Source organism: Bacillus sp. FSL R5-0659, from assembly GCF_038008785.1.
In the GTDB taxonomy this organism is placed as follows: domain Bacteria; phylum Bacillota; class Bacilli; order Bacillales; family Bacillaceae; genus Bacillus; species Bacillus safensis.
Genome location: NZ_JBBOZU010000001.1, coordinates 408596 through 428384 on the forward strand (window position 1 = coordinate 408596; position 19789 = coordinate 428384).

11 protein-coding genes are annotated in these 19789 nt (G+C 43.5%); 6 read left to right on the forward strand and 5 right to left on the reverse strand.

The genetic code is table 11. The features are described from left to right. Position 1: 1 nt before the first annotated feature. Positions 2-8197: an amino acid adenylation domain-containing protein gene (locus tag NSQ72_RS02000; protein ID WP_341083178.1), complete on the forward strand. Its 8196-nt coding sequence runs from the start codon at positions 2-4 to the stop codon at positions 8195-8197. A 6-nt stretch (positions 8198-8203) separates the two neighbouring features. Further along, on the forward strand, positions 8204-8944 hold the full coding sequence (locus NSQ72_RS02005; RefSeq protein ID WP_341083180.1) for a thioesterase II family protein: 741 nt from the start codon (positions 8204-8206) through the stop codon (positions 8942-8944). 37 nt (positions 8945-8981) lie between these two features. Here NSQ72_RS02005 and NSQ72_RS02010 read toward each other — a convergent pair whose 3' ends face one another. Continuing rightward, positions 8982-9896, reverse strand: a complete 915-nt coding sequence (locus NSQ72_RS02010) for a DMT family transporter (protein ID WP_144491723.1) — start codon at positions 9894-9896, stop codon at positions 8982-8984. A 130-nt stretch (positions 9897-10026) separates the two neighbouring features. Here NSQ72_RS02010 and NSQ72_RS02015 point away from each other — a divergent pair, with 130 nt between their 5' ends. Next, positions 10027-11364, forward strand: coding sequence for an aminotransferase-like domain-containing protein (locus NSQ72_RS02015; RefSeq protein WP_341083183.1), 1338 nt, complete (start codon positions 10027-10029; stop codon positions 11362-11364). Here the strand turns inward: NSQ72_RS02015 and NSQ72_RS02020 are convergent. From NSQ72_RS02020 to NSQ72_RS02030, 3 genes are all read right to left on the reverse strand, one after another. Beyond that, the gene (locus NSQ72_RS02020) at positions 11361-12053 is read right to left on the reverse strand and encodes a 4'-phosphopantetheinyl transferase family protein (RefSeq protein ID WP_073979278.1); all 693 of its coding nucleotides are present in this window, start codon (positions 12051-12053) and stop codon (positions 11361-11363) included. The two genes, NSQ72_RS02015 and NSQ72_RS02020, sit on opposite strands and share 4 nt — an antisense overlap. Positions 12054-12147: 94 nt before the next feature. Continuing rightward, a complete protein-coding gene (locus NSQ72_RS02025; protein ID WP_144491724.1) occupies positions 12148-12738 on the reverse strand; it encodes a hypothetical protein in 591 nt (196 codons plus the stop codon). An 84-nt stretch (positions 12739-12822) separates the two neighbouring features. After that, positions 12823-13467, reverse strand: coding sequence for a YczE/YyaS/YitT family protein (locus NSQ72_RS02030; RefSeq protein WP_099662957.1), 645 nt, complete (start codon positions 13465-13467; stop codon positions 12823-12825). A 534-nt stretch (positions 13468-14001) separates the two neighbouring features. On the opposite strand from NSQ72_RS02030, the gene NSQ72_RS02035 reads away from it, so the two are divergent. The 3 genes from NSQ72_RS02035 (at position 14002) to NSQ72_RS02045 (ending at position 19003) form a co-directional block, all read left to right on the forward strand. Then, positions 14002-18057, forward strand: coding sequence for an isopeptide-forming domain-containing fimbrial protein (locus NSQ72_RS02035; RefSeq protein WP_341083185.1), 4056 nt, complete (start codon positions 14002-14004; stop codon positions 18055-18057). A gap of 6 nt (positions 18058-18063) precedes the next feature. After that, the gene (locus NSQ72_RS02040; protein ID WP_106025706.1) at positions 18064-18624 is read left to right on the forward strand and encodes a class D sortase; all 561 of its coding nucleotides are present in this window, start codon (positions 18064-18066) and stop codon (positions 18622-18624) included. A gap of 94 nt (positions 18625-18718) precedes the next feature. After that, positions 18719-19003 carry an AbrB/MazE/SpoVT family DNA-binding domain-containing protein gene (locus NSQ72_RS02045; RefSeq protein ID WP_039176465.1) on the forward strand — a complete coding sequence of 95 codons (285 nt, stop codon included), beginning with the start codon at positions 18719-18721 and terminating at the stop codon, positions 19001-19003. Positions 19004-19043: 40 nt separating this feature from the next. On the opposite strand, the gene NSQ72_RS02050 is transcribed toward NSQ72_RS02045, so the two are convergent. Further along, positions 19044-19787 carry an amino acid ABC transporter ATP-binding protein gene (locus tag NSQ72_RS02050; protein WP_041089051.1) on the reverse strand — a complete coding sequence of 248 codons (744 nt, stop codon included), beginning with the start codon at positions 19785-19787 and terminating at the stop codon, positions 19044-19046. Positions 19788-19789 lie beyond the last annotated feature (2 nt).

Sequence of the window (19789 nt, forward strand, 5' to 3'; positions counted from 1 at the left end):
GATGTTAGTGAGTAGACGAAAAGGACATGCAGCAAATCATATCGTCAGAATCAACGGAAAACGGATGGATCTCAAAGCATTAGAGCAAGTCATGATGCTTCATTTTCCGCTTAAGGAATGTGCCATCATTCCGAAGAAAAATCAAGAAGGCAGTCTATCGCTTGTGCTATTTGCACAGGCGAAGGACCCTTCGCTGACAAGAGAGGATCTGATGAAAGGTCCGCTTCACCCTCATGAAGTACCAGCTGCTCTTGTCTTATTACCTTCTTTGCCAAAGACAGAAAGTGGAGCAGTCGATACAGAGGCACTACTTTCAATTGAAATCATAGATCAAGAGGAATTAAGAAAGATAGAAGAGCGCACCAAAGCTATAGATGGAGTAAAGGAAGCGGCCGCTTTCATTGAAAGTCAGTCAGAAAAACAAACGCCCTATCACTTAGATGCCCTGTTTCCTAATCGACAGCGTACTCAAGGGAACGGACCGCTTTCGAAGAAGGAAGCGAGCGAGACAAAGCAATCATCTGTACATGAGAAGCCGCCTGCACTTGTGTATGGCGGAGATGTGATCAAAAAGCCAGGCACACCTGTCACACTGACAGAGGTGCTGATTCGAGCAGCTTTTATGTCACCAGACCGCGGGGTGACTTATTTGAAAGAAGACGGGCATACGTTGACCCAAACCTATCCTGAATTACTAACAAGCGCTGAACGGGTTCTGTCCGGTTTAAGGGCAGCAGGACTCACAAACGGTGATCAAGTGTTACTTCAATTGAAAGATCATCAAGATTTTATCACGGTGTTCTGGGGCTGTATTCTCGGAGGAATCATTCCGACCCCGGTCTCCGTGCCGCCTGTTTATGATGAAATGAATCAAGGTGTGAATAAGCTGAAGGGCGTGTTTCAGCTGCAAAATGAACCTTTCATTATTACGAATGAAGCAAGTGCTGAGGACATTGCTGGGCTGCGTGAGACATTTGAAGCAAAGACCATGCCTATCTTAACAATTGAAACATTGCTGGCGTATGAACCAGATGAACAGCATTATGAGCCGGAGCCGGATGAGCCTGTGCTGCAGCTGCTGTCTTCAGGAAGTACGGGTGTGCCAAAGTGTATCCGTCATCATCATCAAAGCATTTTATCTAGAATTATAGCTTTTGAGCAGGTAAACGGCTTTACACATGAGGATGTGTCGCTTAACTGGATGCCGCTTGATCATGTTGGTGGAATTGTTATGTTTCATGTACATGACGTCTACCTTGGCTGCCAGCAGATTAGTCCATCCATCGATCAATTTATCGAGCGGCCGATGGTGTGGCTCGATTGGGTAGAAACATACGGTGTGACAAGAACATGGGCGCCAAACTTTGCTTTTGCTATGATGAATGAATATGAGGAGGACATTCGTAAAGGGAGCTGGGACCTGTCTACTCTGACTTATATCATGAATGCAGCCGAAGCAGTTGTCCCGAAAGTCACACAGCGCTTCATGCACATCATGGGTCATCACGGATTAAGTCGTCATGCGATGGTACCTGCTTACGGCATGTCAGAAACATCCTCAGCCATTGTTCAGTCAAAGAAATTTATGCGGAACGGTGAACAGGATGGCCAGCTGACGATTGATCAAAATTCATTAACAAGTGAGATCGAATATGTGACGCACGATCATCCGAACAAGATGACGTTTACAGAAGTCGGCACACCGATTCCGTCTGTATGGATTCGAATTGTAGATGAGCATCACGAGGTGCTGCCAGAAGATCAGGTTGGGCGCTTGCAGGTGAAGAGTCCAACAATTATGATGGGCTACTATCAAAATGAGGAAGCCAATCAAGAAGTATTTGCGGAAAACGGCTGGTTTCACACGGGGGATTTAGGCTTTATTCACGAAGGGCGTCTCGTTCTGACAGGTCGAGAAAAAGACATCATTGTTATCAACGGCGCTAACTATTTAAATTACGAAATTGAAGCGGTTGTAGAAGAGGTGGACGGGGTTGAAGTCACCTTTGCCGCTGCGTACGGCATTTATAATCCCGAATCAAGCAACGACACGCTTGCTGTCTTTTTTGTCTCACAAAGGGATTCAATAGAGGAACAAATCACAATGATTCAACAGATTAGAGAGGCCATCATTCGAAAAATCGGCATAGAGCCTGATCACATCATTCCGGTGAAAAAAGATCAATTTCCGAAAACGGAGAGTGGGAAAATCCAGCGTGCTCAGTTAGGCGCAGCACTAAAAGATGGAGCCTTCCGTGACATTGAACAGGCACTGGATCTTGCTTCTGAAAATGAACAAACACTCCCAGATTGGTTTTTTAAACGCATTTGGGCTAAGGAGAATATCGGTCCAACTCAGCCTTTTGCTGAACATGTCCTCGTTTTCGAAGATGAAAAAGGACTTTATCAATCGCTTTACGCCCAATTTGAGCAAAAGAATCAGCCATATATTTCTGTGAGAAAAGGGCATGAATTTTTGCGTCTGTCTAAAGGGATGTATCAGATAAACCCGAGAATCAAGGGGGATTACGTCAGGCTCATTGCAGCACTTGAAGCAGATGAACTAAAGACCGGGCGTATGCTCCATCTGTGGAATGTGTCAGACAAAGAAGACATCGTTGATCCTGCGCATTTCAAAGAGCTGCATGCCAGCACCAATCAATCCATTTTGTACTTGTATCAAGCATTGAGACAAGCAAATAAAGAGCCCAGCCGTTTTGTCGTTGTGACAAAAGGTGGACAATTTGTGCAGCCTGAAGACGATCTTCATGTGGAGAAAACGCCGCTTGTAGGTCTATTAAAAACCATTCCGCAAGAATGGGAAGGAGCAGAGGTGTCTCATCTTGATATTGAAGCGGAGAATGTAGAACAGGATGCCAAGCATATTGCGGATGAATTGTCTGCTATCCATATAAAAGCAGAAGTGTCTTACCGAAATGGGGACAGGTTCGTACCAAAGCTGGAAAAAGTCAATATGATGGAAGCATCTCAAACAGAAGGGTTTTTAGAATATGAAGGTCTTTATTTATTGACTGGAGGACTTGGCGGGATTGGGTTTGAGCTGTCTAAGCAGATGCTCCAATTTGGCTTAAAGCTCGTCTTGATTGGACGGACATCTCTGGAAGGCAGCTTGGAAAAGAAAGAAGCCTTCTCACAGTTAAAAGGTTTTGGTGACGTCATTTATGTCCAAGCGGATGTGACCAACTTATTTGACGTCGAACAGGCGATTTATGAAGCAGAAAAGCATTTTGGACAATCGATCCGAGGTGTGCTGCATTTGGCCGGTGCTGGCAATGTGTCTGAGCATTTTCAGCAGGCGGACAAGTATACACTGGCTCATACGTCAGAAGAGGATTTCACCAAAGAAATGTCAGGGAAAGCAGACGGGGCATGGGTACTGCAGGAAGCCTTTAAGTATGATCCGACAGTACCGCTTGTCTTTTTTGGATCGGTCAATGGCTTTTTTGGCGGCACGACATTTGGGGCATACTCTGCGGCCAACAGCTTTTTAGATGGACTCGCCCACGCTCTCAACTTTCAACAAGGAAGACGAGCGATTTCTTTGAACTTCAGTATGTGGGATAATCTCGGTTTGTCTAAGGGGCATACCGGAGCAGCTCTCACCGTTCGCAAGGGATTTCAATTGATTGGAAAGAAGCAAGGTCTCCATTCATTATGTCTAGGTGTTCGGCTGAATGAAGCGCATCTATTTATCGGACTGGACGGAGCAAACCGAGACATCGCCGGGTATCTTCAGCCAGCTCCAATACCGGTCTTTGAGAAAAAGCTTTTTTACACTGTTCAGCCTGGCAAAGAAGTGCATGTTGAAGAGATCAAGAGCGTCGCAGAAGGCAAATGGGACATTCAGCAAGTACAGGAAATACCGAAAAAACAAGATGGCTCTATTGATCATGAAGCTCTCAAATTGAATCATGACAAAAACGTACTAAGCCTTGAAAAGCAATTGCCAGAAACGAAGACAGAGCAGGTTCTTGCCGCCATCTGGGAGGATATTTTAGATGTAGATCGCGTGTACAAAGAGGATCAATTCTTCGATCTTGGCGGACATTCACTAAAAGCGACTCAAACCATTTCTCGGATCAATCATGAATTTTCAATGAAGGCGCCTTTAAAAATATTATTTGAAAGCACACATTTGGCACATCTGGCGCAAATGATTGATGACATCAAAGGGGCGCCAGCCGTTCAGGAAGCCAAAATTCCAAAGCTTGAAAAGAAAACAAGCTATGAGCTGTCACATGCCCAGAAGCGCATTTGGTTCTTATCCACATTAGAAAAGAGCCATCATTACAATATATTAGGTGCTTGGAAGCTGACAGGATCATTACACATTCAAGCATTAACAAAAGCGATTGGCCTTTTAACAAAGCGGCATGAAGCACTTCGGGCAACATTCGAATCACTTGGCGGCAAGCCGGTCCAACTCATTCGAGAAGACCTTCCGCCATCTGTGACTGTGGCAAATTTCTCGTTATTTAATGAAAAAACAAGAGCGAGAAGACTGAAGCAGCTCATTCAGCAAGAGGCAGAACGCGTCTATGATTTAGAAAGAGGGCCTCTTGCGCAGTGGACGATAGTAGATATGGGGAAGGAGGAGTATTATCTCCTTTGCGCGCAGCATCACATCATTTCAGATGCATGGTCACTCAGCCTGCTCATTCAGGAATTAGAAGTGGCATATGACGCACTGCTTGCAGATGAAACGCCGCAGCTCCCAGCCTTAGAAATCGAATGGACAGATTATGTACATTGGGAAAATGAACAATTAAAGCATCATCAAGCAGACAAAACCTATTGGCTCAATACGTTACAAGGTGAACTTCCAGTGCTGGATCTGCCGTTTGACCGCCCTCGTCCGCCGGTTCAAACATTTAACGGTGCTACAGAGCAAATCGTATTGGATGAACCGCTTATCCGCCGCTTGCAGGCTTTGTCCAAGCAGCAGGGCACGACACTGTTCATGACGATGCTGTCTGCGTACTACGTCCTGCTTCACAAGCTGTCCGGACAGACAGATATCATTGTTGGATCGCCTATTGCAGGCCGGGATGCCAAGCAATCAGAGCAGCTCGTTGGGATGTTTGTGAATACACTTGCGCTGAGACAGGACGTCTCAACAGCAGAGACGTTCGCCGATCTCTTGGAAAACGTGAAAGAGATGACATTAAAAGCGTTTGAACATCAGCATTATCCATTTGATAAGCTTGTCGATGACCTTTCGTTAGATCGAGATTTAAGCCGGTCACCTATTTTTCAGGCGGCCATGGGGTATGTCACCAATTCGCTTGATGTAAACCTTAAAGGGCTGACAAGTGAACATGTGATGGTCCATCATACAGTATCTAAATTTGATCTCACCCTGCATGTATTTGAACAGGAAGAGCAGCTGTCGATTCATGTGGAATACAATACGGATTTATTTGATCAAGAGACCATCCATCGTTATATGAACTATTATCTCCATGTGCTAGACGGCATGACGGCTCAGCCTGAGCGTACATTTGCTGATTATTGCTTAATGGACAAAGCGGAACAGGCGGCCATGATCCTAGGGAAAAATCAAACGGATACGCCTTATCCAAAGCGTACGCTTCAAGAATTGTTTGAAGAACAGGTGAAGCGTGATCCGCATCGTATTGCCTTGTCCTATATGGATGAGCATATGACGTATGAAGCCTTAGATAAGAAGGCGACAAAGCTTGCTGCTTACTTGCAGTCAAAAGGAATTGGACCAGGCTCCCTTGTCCCGATGCTTTTTGATCGCTCCTTTGACATGATTGTTTCGGTACTAGGAATCATCAAATCTGGTGCTGCATATGTTCCGATGTCACCTGAATATCCTGATGCACGCATCCGTCTCATCGTTCGTGATACGCAAAGCGATGTGATCATCACCCAGTCTCATTTTGCAGACCGTCTAGTAGACTTTACATGTACAAAGATCGTCATGGACAAGCCAATACCAGAAACAAATGCAGTGTATCAAAGAGAATCATCGATCATAGGTGAAGACCAGATAGCCTATGTTAATTACACATCAGGCTCAACAGGTACACCAAAAGGCGTGATGCTTCCTCATGCAGGAGTTGTCCGCTTGGTTAGAGAAACAAATTATATAAAGCTCGGTCCAGATGACAAAATGCTTCAGCTCTCAAACTATGCTTTTGATGCCTTTACATTTGAATTATGGGGAATGCTGCTGAATGGCGGTCAGCTGATTCTGCTCCCAAAATATGCAGCACTGAATATGGACGAATTAACACAGTTCATCAAAACGCATCAAGTCACAGCCAACTGTCTGCCAACCGCTTTATTTAATCGATTGGTGGAGCATGATCCAAAAAGCGTGGCAGGCTACCGCACATTACTCGTTGGCGGGGAAGCCATGTCTAGTGAGCATGCACGAAAGGCACTGCCGCATATGGAAGGTGTGCTCGTCAATGCTTACGGGCCAACAGAAAACACGACCTTAGCCACAACACATCAAGTCACACACGTGCCAGCAGGTGCAAAATCAGTTCCAATTGGTGTGCCGGTGTCGAACTCAACTGTTGTCATACTGGACGATGCGCTCAACCCAGTACCAGCAGGAGTCAAAGGAGAAATTTATATCGGTGGAACTGGCCTTGCTAAAGGCTACCTTCATGATCCAGAGCGGACAAAGGAGCGGTTTATTGACAATCCTTTTCCTGAACTAAAGGGAGACAAGCTGTATCGCTCAGGCGACCTTGGTACATGGCGGTCAGATGGCACCATTGAATACCTCGGGCGAAAAGATCATCTAGTGAAAATTAGAGGCTACCGAATTGAATGCGGAGAAATTGAAACAGCACTGCTCAAGCATCCACAAGTCAAAGAATGTACAGTCATCGCCAAAACGTATGGCAGCTCAAAAAGGCTGGCAGCCTACCTAGTGACAAACGGAGACAATCCTCTTCCGGGCTGGAAAGCCTTTTTGCAGGAAAGCCTGCCAGGTTATATGATTCCAAGTTACTTTGTCGTACTGGATGAAATGCCGGTGACAACGAACGGGAAGGTTGATCAAAAAGCACTGCCAGAGCCAACAGAAACAATCTCCCTTTCCCATGATGACGACAAACCGGTCACCGAAACGGAGGAACGGATTGTCGCAGCTTTCAAGGAAGTGCTTGGTGTGAAGCGAGTAGGTATGCATGACTCCTTCTTTGATCTGGGCGGCGATTCCATTATGAGTATTCAGGCTGTCGCCAAATTAAAAGAAAAAGGTGTCCGTGTTGATCCAAAATGGATTTTTATGCACCCTGCACCTGCGCAATTAGCCGCATATTTGGACGCAGTACCAGAAGCCGCTGAGAACGTCGAAAGGTCTCCGAAGGACTACGTGATCGAGCTGAAAAAAGGTGATCCAGCCGAACCAAGAATATTCTTTGCACCGCCTGCTGGTGGAACAGTGATGGGCTATATTGATGTTGCTAAGCTCATGACACATCAAGGTGCTGTGTACGCCTTGCAGTCTCCTGGCCTATATGAGGATGAAGAGCCGCAATTTCTCCATTACACGGAGCTTGTGACCCTTTTTGTTGAAGCTATTGAAACGTTCTACCGTCCGGGCATTGACTATCTTGCAGGGCATTCAATGGGCGGGCATCTTGCCTACGGAATGAATCAGCGGCTCTCTCATGCAGGAAAAGCACCAAAAGGACTCATCATTTTAGATACAGTGCCAGTACTAAGAGATGAGGCAGATCAGGCACTTCATGCCGATATGAACGAAGAAGAAGTGAAAATGCTCGCACTTGTCCTTGGAATGGGGAATCTGGTCGGCATTCAGCCAGAAGCTTTACAAGGATTGAGCTTCCAGGAAGTGAAGCAGAAAATACTCAAAGAGGCAGAAAAGGATGAAGTTGTTCATCAATTCATGAATGATCAATATTTAGATAAATATTTGCAAATGCAAACGCATAATACGATCATGTCACAAGCCATTGAATTAGAAAAAGAACCATTCCCTGTGCCATTTTATATTGTCCAAAGCAGTGATCACGCAAGCGATTTCCAGAAGAAGTTCGCAGACTGGGAGGCTTATACGAAAGGGTCATGCTCGTATTACCACATCAAAGGAGACCATGTCACCATGATGAAAAGACCGCAAGCAGATGAACTGGCACGGATTCTTCAAACGATTATAAAGGGGTAAAGACGTATGAATCAGTTATTTAAAACCTTTGAAAAAAAATCAGATCTCATTCAGCTTATTTGTTTTCCTTTTGCCGGCGGATATTCCGCCTCATACCGTCCGCTCTTTGAACAGCTAAAAGATATGGCCGAAGTCACAGCAGCAGAGCCCCCAGGGCACGGCACCAATCTCATGCCGCTTGAATCAAGCATTGACAGGCTGGCAGAGCTGTATAAAGAAGGGCTCACGAACAAATTGAACCGTCCATTTATTCTGTTCGGACATTCAATGGGCGGACTTGTGGTATACAGACTAACTCAGCTGCTAGAAAAAGAAGGGGTTTATCCCGCAGCAGTGGTGATCTCAGCCATTCAGCCCCCGCAAACAAAACGGCAGATGCTGACGCATTTATCCAATGACGCATTTGTACAGCATATTGCCGAAATGGGCGGGATTCCAAAGGAATTACTAGAGAACAAACCAATGATGGATTACTTTACACCATCATTGCGTGCAGACTATCGGGCGCTGGAAACCTTTCAGCACACAGATCAATCGATCATCGACACACCTGTTTATTTATTCAATGGAAAGCAAGATGAGAAATGCATGAAGGATGCAAGCGGCTGGCTAAAATGGGCAAAAACCATCGAACGCACCGATTTCGATGGAGGCCACATGTACATCAACACACATCCAGAGCCATTTGCAGAGCAGATGAGACATGTGATTGAGCTTGCAGCCAAGCAACAATTGATCAGACATTAAAAAAGAAAGCGGCTCTCTTTAAAGAGGCCGCTTTTTCTTATGAATTCGGTTTCTTTACCACATTCCCGCCAATCACCCCGCCAATGACCAGCACCCCTCCGAGGAAATGATACCAATCAATCGTTTCGTGTAAAATGAGAACCCCGGCGGCGACTGTGATAAACGCGGATAAATTATTAAAGATGCTGACCTTTGCCGCTTCTAGGTGCGAGAGTGCATAGTTTGATAAATACGCCGTGAGAAGCGATGAAAGAATACCTAAAAAGAGCATCGACCATACAAAGGATGCATCTGTAAATGGACTGAAAAACTCCGGCAATGAGCCATTGGTCGAATGCCGGATAAGCGCAGCGGCATTGAAAAAGACAAAGCCAAAGAAGGTCATCACAAAGGTGAGTTCGATCACATGGAATCGTTTTGTAATCACTCTAGCAAACACACTATATGCACTGGATGACAAGGCTGAAAGTAAAATCAGCACATAGCCGATGAAGTGAGAATGCTGGACATCAATTCCCTTCATGACAAAGAGAAGCATCACCCCGCACACAGAAAGAAGGGTAAACAGCACTTGTATCCATGTCGCACGTTCCTTTAAAAACCAGGCTGCCAGCAGCATCGTCAAAATGGGAATCGTTGCTTGAATGATGCCAGCCTCTGAAGAAGATGTATACATCAATCCCCACACTTGAAAAGCAAAGAACAAAACAGGATAAAGCAAGGAAAACGGTACGATATAAATGAGATCACGCCATTGAATGGATATGCGATTCTTCTTTCGTAAAAATGGATACAGCAATAGAGCGGCTGAAAAAGAAACAGTAAAGCGGTGTGCCAATAAATCGATTGGGTTTGCTGATTCTAATGCTATTTTGACAAACAAAAAGGAAAAACCAATGATAGAGGCATATGCGATCGCAGCAGCATACGCTTTTTGTTTTGAAATATTCATAACGTGACTCCTTACATGAGCATGCATGCTTCAAATGAATTGACCGGTTCTGTTCTTCTATCGTAATCGGAACATCTAACGTGTACAATAAGAGAACATAATATCTGTACCGGTACAAGGAGGAAAAGGCGTGAGGAAATATGATCAGCTTGTCTTGAGTTTAAAAGAAAAAATGGATTCAGGGGAGTACAGCGCTGGAATGAAAATTCCCTCCATTCGCCACTTAGCGGCTCAATATGCAGTGAGTAAAAGCACTGTTATCAAAGCGCTAGACACATTGGAGCGTGAACATCTGCTGTATTCTGTAGAAAGAAGCGGCTATTATGTCGTGAAAACGAAGCAATCAGTTGGTAAGCAGGATGGCACATGGATTGATTTTGCTTCCTCTGCACCTGATCCCGTGGTGTTTCCGTATGTCGATTTTCAGCACTGCATCAATCAAGCGATCGATTTGTATCAAAACGACTTATTTATTTACGGCACAGCCAACGGTTTACCATCTCTGCTGCCAGTCATTTCAAAGCGATTAATGGATTATCAAGTGTTTGCTCAACCAGAACAGATCGTCATGACCTCTGGTATTCAGCTCGCGTTATCCATTTTAAGCACCATCCCTTTTCCGAATGGAAAACAAACTATACTTGTAGAACAGCCGGGTTATCACTTATATCTCCAATATTTAGAGAAAAACCAATTGCCTGTGCGCGGAATTCAGCGGACGGAAAAAGGGATCGATCTGATCGAATTAGAGCGTATCTTTCGAGAAGAGGAGATTCGTTTTTTCTATACGATGCCACGATTTCAAAACCCGCTTGGAACGAGTTTATCAAAGCAAGAAAAAAGAGCGATAGCAGCCCTTGCAGAGAAATATGATGTCTACATTGTTGAGGATGATTATATAGCAGATTTAGAATTCGACACAAAAAGAGACCCGATTTATTCATACGATCAGGCAGGAAAGGTTATTTATTTGAAAAGCTTTTCTAAAATCATTTTTCCGGGGCTGCGAACAGGAGCGGTCGTCTTACCTGAAGAACTGATTACTCCTTTTAGCGAACACAAACGGCTCATTGATATCGACAGCTCTATGCTGTCCCAGGCAGCTTTAGAAATATATTTAAAAAGCGGGATGTTTGAGCGGCATAGAGACAGAATGCGGGCGAGCTATCGAAATCGCTCCAAGCAGCTCGGAGCAAGTTTAAAAAATGATCAGGGCGCTTATCAGCTGGGAGAACAGGAGCCGGCTACCCATACACATGTACGTGTCGACCGGTCGATTCCCATGAACCAGCTCATTCAGCAGCTGAAAAAGGCATCTGTTTCCATTCAGCCAATTGACCGCCATTACCTGAAGGCCTATCAAAAGGACCCGATTTTTCAGCTGAACATCTGGCAGGTGAAAGAAGAGCAGATCACACGCGGAGTCGATCTATTAAAGACGGTATTTCAGCAAATCACGCGTTATTAAAGGCGGGACAGTACATCACTGCAAGTGAGTCTCTCAACGCTATCAGCCGCAGCAGACTTTCGTGTGCATACCGCCATTTGGTAGGCAGGATCAATTGAATATGTTTGAACAAAGCAAGGCGTTTCATGATCAGGTAATGTCAACGTAGCCTGTCCATCCTCTGAAAGACGGGCTGTAAAGGACGAAAGACCATAGGATAATCCTTTTCCAGTCAGTTTGATAAAAGCCTCCTTCATTGACCATAGATGAAAGAAATAGGCTTCCTGCCGCTCTGCCGGCTGTGAGAGTAAATCCTGATACTCATCCGCTGAAAAAAATCGCTTGGCAATCGCCAGATCAATAGGTTTGATTTCCTCAATATCAATGCCAACAGGTGCATCATCTACTGCGCAAACGACCCAATCGCCAGAATGAGAAAGATTAAAATGAAAAGAAGGAAGCTGCCGGACGACAGGCTTGCCATTGCCCTCAGTTTCAAAAACGATCTGATCCATAGGCAGATCGTACATATCATGTATCGTTTGACGAACCAGCACCTCACCTAACAAGGTTCTTCTGGCATCGATCAAAAAACGAAAGCGATCAGCCGCTACACGCTTTTCAGATGACACAAAGAGCTTCAAACGCTCTATTTGTTGTTGTGCATTGATTTCATCTAAGTGTTGTAATTGGATAGCAAATATCTTCATAACGAACCTCTAATTTTTTACATTCATTGTACCATTGGAGAGTGACGTGCAAAAGGGTCCATTAATGTAAAAAGGACAGCGAGCCTCGCTGCTTTTATGTCTGTTTCATAATGTGTACACCATTCGGATCAATTGTCTCCATTTTATCAATATCCGTCATGACCACATCAAGCAGGGAAAGGCGTTCTCCTTTTTGCCAGTGAATGGGCTGATTCAAAGGTGATAGCAGCTGATCCACTTTAGGTGTCTGTGACAAATCAGGAATAGCAATTGTCATAGCATGCAGCGCATCGTTTCCAGTTTCAATGACATCTGTACGCCGCTGTAATTCAAGCCTTAAACGAAGAGGTGTCGAAAGAAACGTTCTCCGTTCCCCTTCTTGGACAGGCCAGTTTAATTCTTTAGCTTGTGCAAGCAGCTGATCATATTCTTCGTTTGGGACAAGGAAGCCGATGTGATCAAACAAGACTTTTTTACTATATCCGAATGTGATATTGATCTGACCTTTTCTCATTTCGATGATTCGAAAGGTCGGCTGCTTATCTCTAAAATCATCCCATGTGAGCGGGGGATGAAAGGAACCATCCTTTGTGAAACGTCCTTTTACCTCAAAGCCCAGCGAACGATACGCTTGTTCTGTCTCTTCAACAAATGGTGTCCAGTAATGATAGTGGAAAAGCTGCATGAGATCTCCAACTCCTATGTATGAATATTCTGTTTTTTTATTTTAACACAAGAAAAGCCATTCTGATCTTAGAATGGCTTGTTCTCATCTAGTAAGGGTTTGAACAGGTTTCTCTGCTGTTTTTGTAATGAGCAGCTGCAGGAGTCGTGTCGATTGCGGCAAGGAAAAACGAAGGACAAGACCTGTGAAGATCGCAGTCAAAATCGTTCCAATGCCAATCGGTCCGCCGAGCATCCATGCAAATAAAAGCACTGTTAACTCAATGCCATTTCGAACCCACTGTACGTTCAGTCCCGTTTTCGCTGAGATGAGCAGCATTAATGAATCCCTTGGCCCAGCGCCAAGATTGGCTGAGACATAAATGCCAACACCGTATCCAGAAACTACAACACCCGTAATAAATACATATAAAGCCGGTAAATACCCATGTGGTGCAGGTAATATCGCATTAAAGAAATCAATAAACACACCAATCAGCACCATATTCAGTAAAGCGCCGATCTTTGGAAAAGATTTCGTGAAAAAAGAAGTCAGTGTCACAATAAGTGCACCAATGATAATGGACCATTGTCCAATTGTGAGTCCAAAATGCTGAAACAGTCCGTAGTGGAAAGCGTCCCAAGGACCAATCCCAAGGATCTTCCCTTTCACTGTCAGCGATAGTCCAAAAGCTAGTACGATCAATCCAACAAAATAAAAAAACCAACGTAAAAGATGTTCCCGCTTCAAAAGCATTCCCTTCTTTCTTAAACACTCGATTTCCATCGTAACATACTCTCACACCCCTTTAAATGGCTTTGCTCAATTGTAATCGCTTACTCCAAAAAGAATTTTTTTGATTTGTAAAGGTCAAAACATCAAAACAAACAGCAAGACTTTCGAATTGTTTTTTTTACCAAACCAAGCCATTAATTCCCTCCTTTTAAAAGAAAAAGAAAAAAATTCAATATATTTTGACAAAAAAATAATCTAAACCAATTAAAGAATAATTATCTTTAGATAGAAGAGATTGTATGTAAACTGTGTCATTAGACCTGTTGGAAAATACGGAGGTTTACGATAAAAAAAGATCATTTTATTGGAAAAAACATATGCAAATCAAACGTTGAGAGGCACCTGTTACTAAAGGTCTATTTTTGTCGAAATTAGTCATTTAGTCATGTTGTTACTTTTGAAATGTTACTGATATTCTTTACCAAAGTGTGGGAGGTGAACTGGTACATACCATTACGATATAAAGCAAGAAAAAGGGGAGGTCAAAAAATGAATATATTGAAAAGAACAAGTCAGTTATTTCTTATTTTGGTGCTGATTATTGGAAATTTATTAACGGTCTCACCAGCTGTGACGAAAGCCGCGGGGACGGTTGTTGTGAACAATACGGATTCCTATATGTTTGGGAGTAGACCGCTGGTTCTTCAGCAGCTTGATGGAAATAACCCAACAAACGTAAAAGCTAGTGTACAGGTGAAAGGAATCGATGTAGGTGCAGTGAATGGTGTTGCTGTAAGTGATCGAGAAAATGTTGTATATGCAACTGCAGATAATATCGGTAGCCCTAGTCTATATAAAATAAATGCGACCTCAGGGCAGGCAGAGATCGTAACCAAATTACCTGAAGGTGCTACTAATGCCGTTGTGTATCAAGATAAATATATATATTCTTATGCTTCTAATGGTGAGTATTTCCTTGGAACGTACGATTTAGTTACGGGTAAAAAAACGGCCAAAAAAATCGTAGGCTATGAGATTGGGTCTGGCGTTGGCGGAGACCTTGTCGTTGATAAGGACGGTTATCTTTGGTTCGCATCCAATGGCAGTGGTGCCATTGCACAAATGAACCCTGATACAGCAGAGGTCATTCGTGTCATTCCAATTAAAAATGCGGATGGTAAAACGATTGACGGAGGCGTTCGGGGAATTAGCTTTTTGCCAAATGGACAAATGCTATTACAGTCAGGATTAAATGAATCCATTGGTCATTCCACTCTTTTTACACTTGATGCGAAAACATTAAGTACAACATATATGGGCACTGTAGGTGATACATTATCTTACGACCTAGCTTCACGTGTAAAACCAGAATTTGATCCATATCCGCCAGAGCTTGAATCAGAAAAATCAGTTGTCTTACAGAAAAAAGCAGAGGGCAACACGGATGAGAAGCATCCAGAAGTAGGCGATACCCTTCTTTATACAATTAGAGCCAAAAATACAGTACAATACGGCATTCTTAAAAATCTAATCATTTCAGATCAGCTTCCAAGCAGTTTAAGCTATGTTGCAGGCTCACTTAAGGTAGATGGTGCCAGTGTAACAGATGCAAAAGATCAAGACAAAGGTGATTATACAAACGGCACTGTTGCAGGACAAGTAGGTGACGTGAAAGATACCGATTGGCACACTGTGACATTTGAAGCGACAGTAGGAAAAGGTCAGGCAGGCAAGGATATTAAAAATACTGCCAATGTAAAAGGGGAGAACACACCACCAGGCAATCCAACAACAGATATAGAAATCTATCCTCGAGATCCAAAGCTTGAATCAGAAAAATCGGCGGTCTTGCAGAAAAAAGCAGAGGGCAACACAGATGAGAAGCATCCAGAAGTAGGCGACACATTGCTTTATACCATCCAAGCCCGTAATGCTGTTGAAGATAGCTTCATTGAAGAACTTGTCATTTCTGATAATTTACCTCAAGGATTATCATATGTACCAAATTCACTTCAGGTAGATGGAAATCCAGTCACGGATACAAAAGATGATGACAACGGCGATATAACAGATGGAACTGTTACTGGAACGTTCGGTGAAGTGAAAGATGCGAAGTGGCATACAGTGACGTTCGAAGTGACGGTTAACAAAGGTCAGGCAGGCAAAGACATTCAAAATACAGCGAGTGTCACAGGCGGTAACACACCACCAGAGAAACCGACAACAAAAACAGAAATCTATCCTCGTGACCCGAAGCTAACATCAGAAAAATCAGCCGTCTTACAGAAAAAAGCAGAAGGTAACACAGATGAGAAGCATCCAGAGGTTGGTGACACTCTTCTTTATACAATTAAAACAAAGAATACGAAAGAAGACAGTCTCGTTGAAAACTTAGTGATCTCAGATGAACTGCCGGAAGGATTGGCATATGTACCGAATTCACTACAGGTGGATGGAGATACAGTCACAGACGCAAAGGATGACGATAACGGAGACTTTACAAACGGAGCCATTTCAGGACAATTTGGCGACATTAAGGATACAGATTGGCATACGGTGACGTTTGAAGTGACGGTTGAAAAAGGACAATCAGGCAAAGACATTCAAAATACAGCCAATGTCACAGGGGGCAACACACCACCAGAGAAACCGACAACAAAAACAGAAATCTATCCGCGAGATCCAAAGCTTGAATCAGAAAAATCAGCGGTCTTGCAGAAAAAAGCAGAAGGTAACAAAGATGAGAAACATCCAGAAGTAGGCGATACCCTTCTTTATACGATTAAAACAAAGAATACGATAGAAGACAGTTTGATTAAAGATTTAGTCATTTCAGATCAATTACCAAAAGGACTGAAGTATGTCACTGGATCCCTGCAAATTGATGGAGAATCCGTCACGGACGTAAAAGACGATGATAGCGGAGACTACACAGATGGAAAGGTTACAGGATCTTTTGGTGATGTGAAGGATACGGACTGGCACAACGTGACGTTTGAAGTAACAGTTGAAAAGGGACAGGCTGGTCAAGACATTCAAAACACAGCTAGCGTCACAGGCGAAAACACACCGCCAGAAGAGCCATCAACCGAAACAAAAATTTACCCTCGTGACCCAAAACTAACATCAGAAAAATCAGCGGGCATTCAGAAAAAGGCAGAGGGCAACACAGATAAAAAGACACCACAGGTAGGCGATACCCTTCTTTATACGATCAAAACAAAGAATCTTGAAGAAGACAGCATCGTCAACAATCTCGTGATTTCCGATGAATTGCCAGAAGGTCTTCAATATGTCGAAGGTTCACTAAAAGTAGATGGACAAGCCGCAACAGATGCAAAAGATGACGATAACGGAGACTACACAAAAGGCACAGTAAGCGGTCAATTTGGCGATATCAAAGATACGGACTGGCATACAGTGACCTTTGAAGCGAAAGTCGCAAAAGGCCAATCAGGTAAAAGCATTCAAAACACAGCAAAAGTAACAGGCGAAAACACGCCGCCAGAAGAGCCATCAACCGAAACAAAAATTGATCCAAGAGATCCAAAGCTTGAATCAGAAAAAACATCTGAAATCTCTCAAAAAGCAAAAGGCAATACAGATGAAAAACAAGTACAGGCAGGCGACACTCTCCTTTACACTATCAAAACAAAAAATAGTGTAGAAGACAGTGTCATCAAAGATCTAGTCATCGCAGATAAACTACCAGAAGGTCTTCAATATGTCGAAGGGTCGCTAAAAGTGGATGGACAAGCCGCGACAGATGCAAAAGATGATGACAATGGAGAATACACAAAAGGCACAGTAACCGGTCAATTTGGCGATATCAAAGATACGGACTGGCATACAGTGACCTTTGAAGCGAAAGTCGCAAAAGGCCAATCAGGTAAAAGCATTCAAAACACAGCGAAAGTAACAGGCGAAAACACGCCGCCAGAAGAGCCATCAACAGAAACAAAAATTGATCCAAGAGATCCAAAGCTTGAATCAGAAAAAACATCTGAGATCTCTCAAAAAGCAAAAGGCAATACAGATGAAAAACAAGTACAGGCAGGCGACACGCTCCTTTACACCATCAAAACAAAAAATAGTGTAGAAGACAGTGTCATCAAAGATCTAGTCATCGCAGATAAACTACCAGAAGGTCTTCAATATGTCGAAGGTTCACTAAAAGTGGATGGACAAGCCGCGACAGATGCAAAAGATGACGACAATGGAAATTACACAAAAGGCACAGTAACTGGTCAATTTGGCGATATCAAAGATACAGATTGGCATACAGTCACATTTAAGGCGAAGGTTGCCAAAGGATCTGAAGGGAAAACCATTCAAAATATCGCAGTCGTAAGTGGTGAGAATGTAGACGATCCAGACAACCCTGAAAACTCAACAACTGTAGAACCACCGCATAAGCCAGAGGTGCCAGCAAATCCGGATACGCCTACTAATCCAGATACGCCTTCTAATTCAGAAACGGAGACACCTGGTCATCATCTTCCGAATACTGCAACTGCGATGTACAACCTTTTACTAGCAGGTTTTGCACTCGTATTAATAGGTGCAGCTCTTATCGTCTGGAACAGAAGAAAAAGAAACGGATAACCGGTCATGTTTCAAAAATTCATCTCAGCGATATTGATCATAGCAGGGCTTTGTCTTGCGATTGTAGGATATTTGAATATCGTTGATGGGCAAAAAGAAGTAGATCAGTCATTTCAGTCTGCACAAGCAGCCATTCAGCAAAAGGGGAAAACAGATTCCCCTTTTGCGCCGCAGACTGGTGAAGCGATTGGGCTTTTGCACATCCCAAAGCTAAAAGCTGAGTTACCGATTGTAGAAGGAACAGATGCAGATGATTTAGCAAAAGGCGTTGGTCACTTTCACGAGAGTTATTTTCCAAACGAGCACGGACAAATCGTTCTATCTGGGCATCGTGATACGGTGTTTAGACGAACAGGAGAACTTGTGAAGGGAGATCAATTGATTATCGAGCTTTCATATGGACGTTTTGCCTATGAAATCGAGAAAACAAAGATAGTGAAGAAAGATGATCAAACAATTATTACGTTACAACAGGAAAAGGAAGAACTTATCCTCACCACATGTTACCCTTTTTCCTATATTGGTCCTGCACCAAACAGATACATCATATATGGGAAGCGTATTTAGTCACTGTAACAGCCTGCAGATTAACCGATTTGATCGCTTAATCCCTTCATAAAGAGGGAATCATCTATATGTAGAGATGCAGGAGGGGGTCAATTTGTTAAATAACGATTATGTTAAATATATAGATAAGTTTGGGAGAATTGTTCTTCCGACAGAGATGAGAAAACGGTTGAACATTCATCCGCAAGATTTTATGGAGATTTACAGAGAAGAAGATCAAATTGTGATGAAGCCGTATTGGCAGGACAAACCTTGTATCGTAACAGGGCAAGTGACGTGTTCCAATAAGGTGCTATCCGGCGGTGTGGTCATCAGTCCAGAGGGAGCAAGGCTGCTCCTGCAAGATTTACTGGCGCTTCGCCTGCAAAAAGAGATATAAAAAAAGGCTGTCCTCACCACGTGAGAACAGCCTTTTTTCATCATACTGGATTCAAAATCCGGTTTAAGAATTGTTTTGTTCGTTCTTCCTTTGGTCGTTTGAAGATTTCTTCCGGAGGACCTTGTTCGACGATGACGCCGCCATCAATAAAAATCACTTCGTCTGCTACTTCTTGGGCAAACTTGATTTCATGTGTGACAACCGCCATGGTCCAGCCTTCCTTTGCTAGATCCTTCATGACCTTTAAAACTTCCCCGACAAGCTCAGGGTCAAGCGCAGAGGTTGGTTCATCAAAAAGCATAAGCTCTGGCTGAATGGCAAGTGCACGGGCAATCCCGACACGCTGCTTTTGACCGCCTGAGAGCTGAAATGGATACAGGTCTTTTTTATCCTCAAGACCGACCTTTTGCAAGAGCTGAATGGCTTCTTTTCGAACCATTTCCTTTGGACGGCGCTGCACCTGGACAGGACCTTCCATGACATTTTCAAGCACTGTACGGTGAGGAAACAGGTGATAATCCTGAAATACCATTCCTGATTTCCGGCGTAGCTTTAGCAGATCAGCTGATTTATTTTTTTTCGAAAAATCAATCGAGAAATCATCGAAGGTAAAGGAGCCGCCATTTGGTATTTCAAGTGCATTTAAACAGCGAAGCATCGTTGTTTTCCCAGATCCAGATGGACCAAGAATGGCCACAACCTGCCCTTTGTTGATCGAAAAATCAATCGACTTTAAAATCTCATTTTCACCAAAGGATTTCTTGAGACCTTTGACTGTTAGCATGT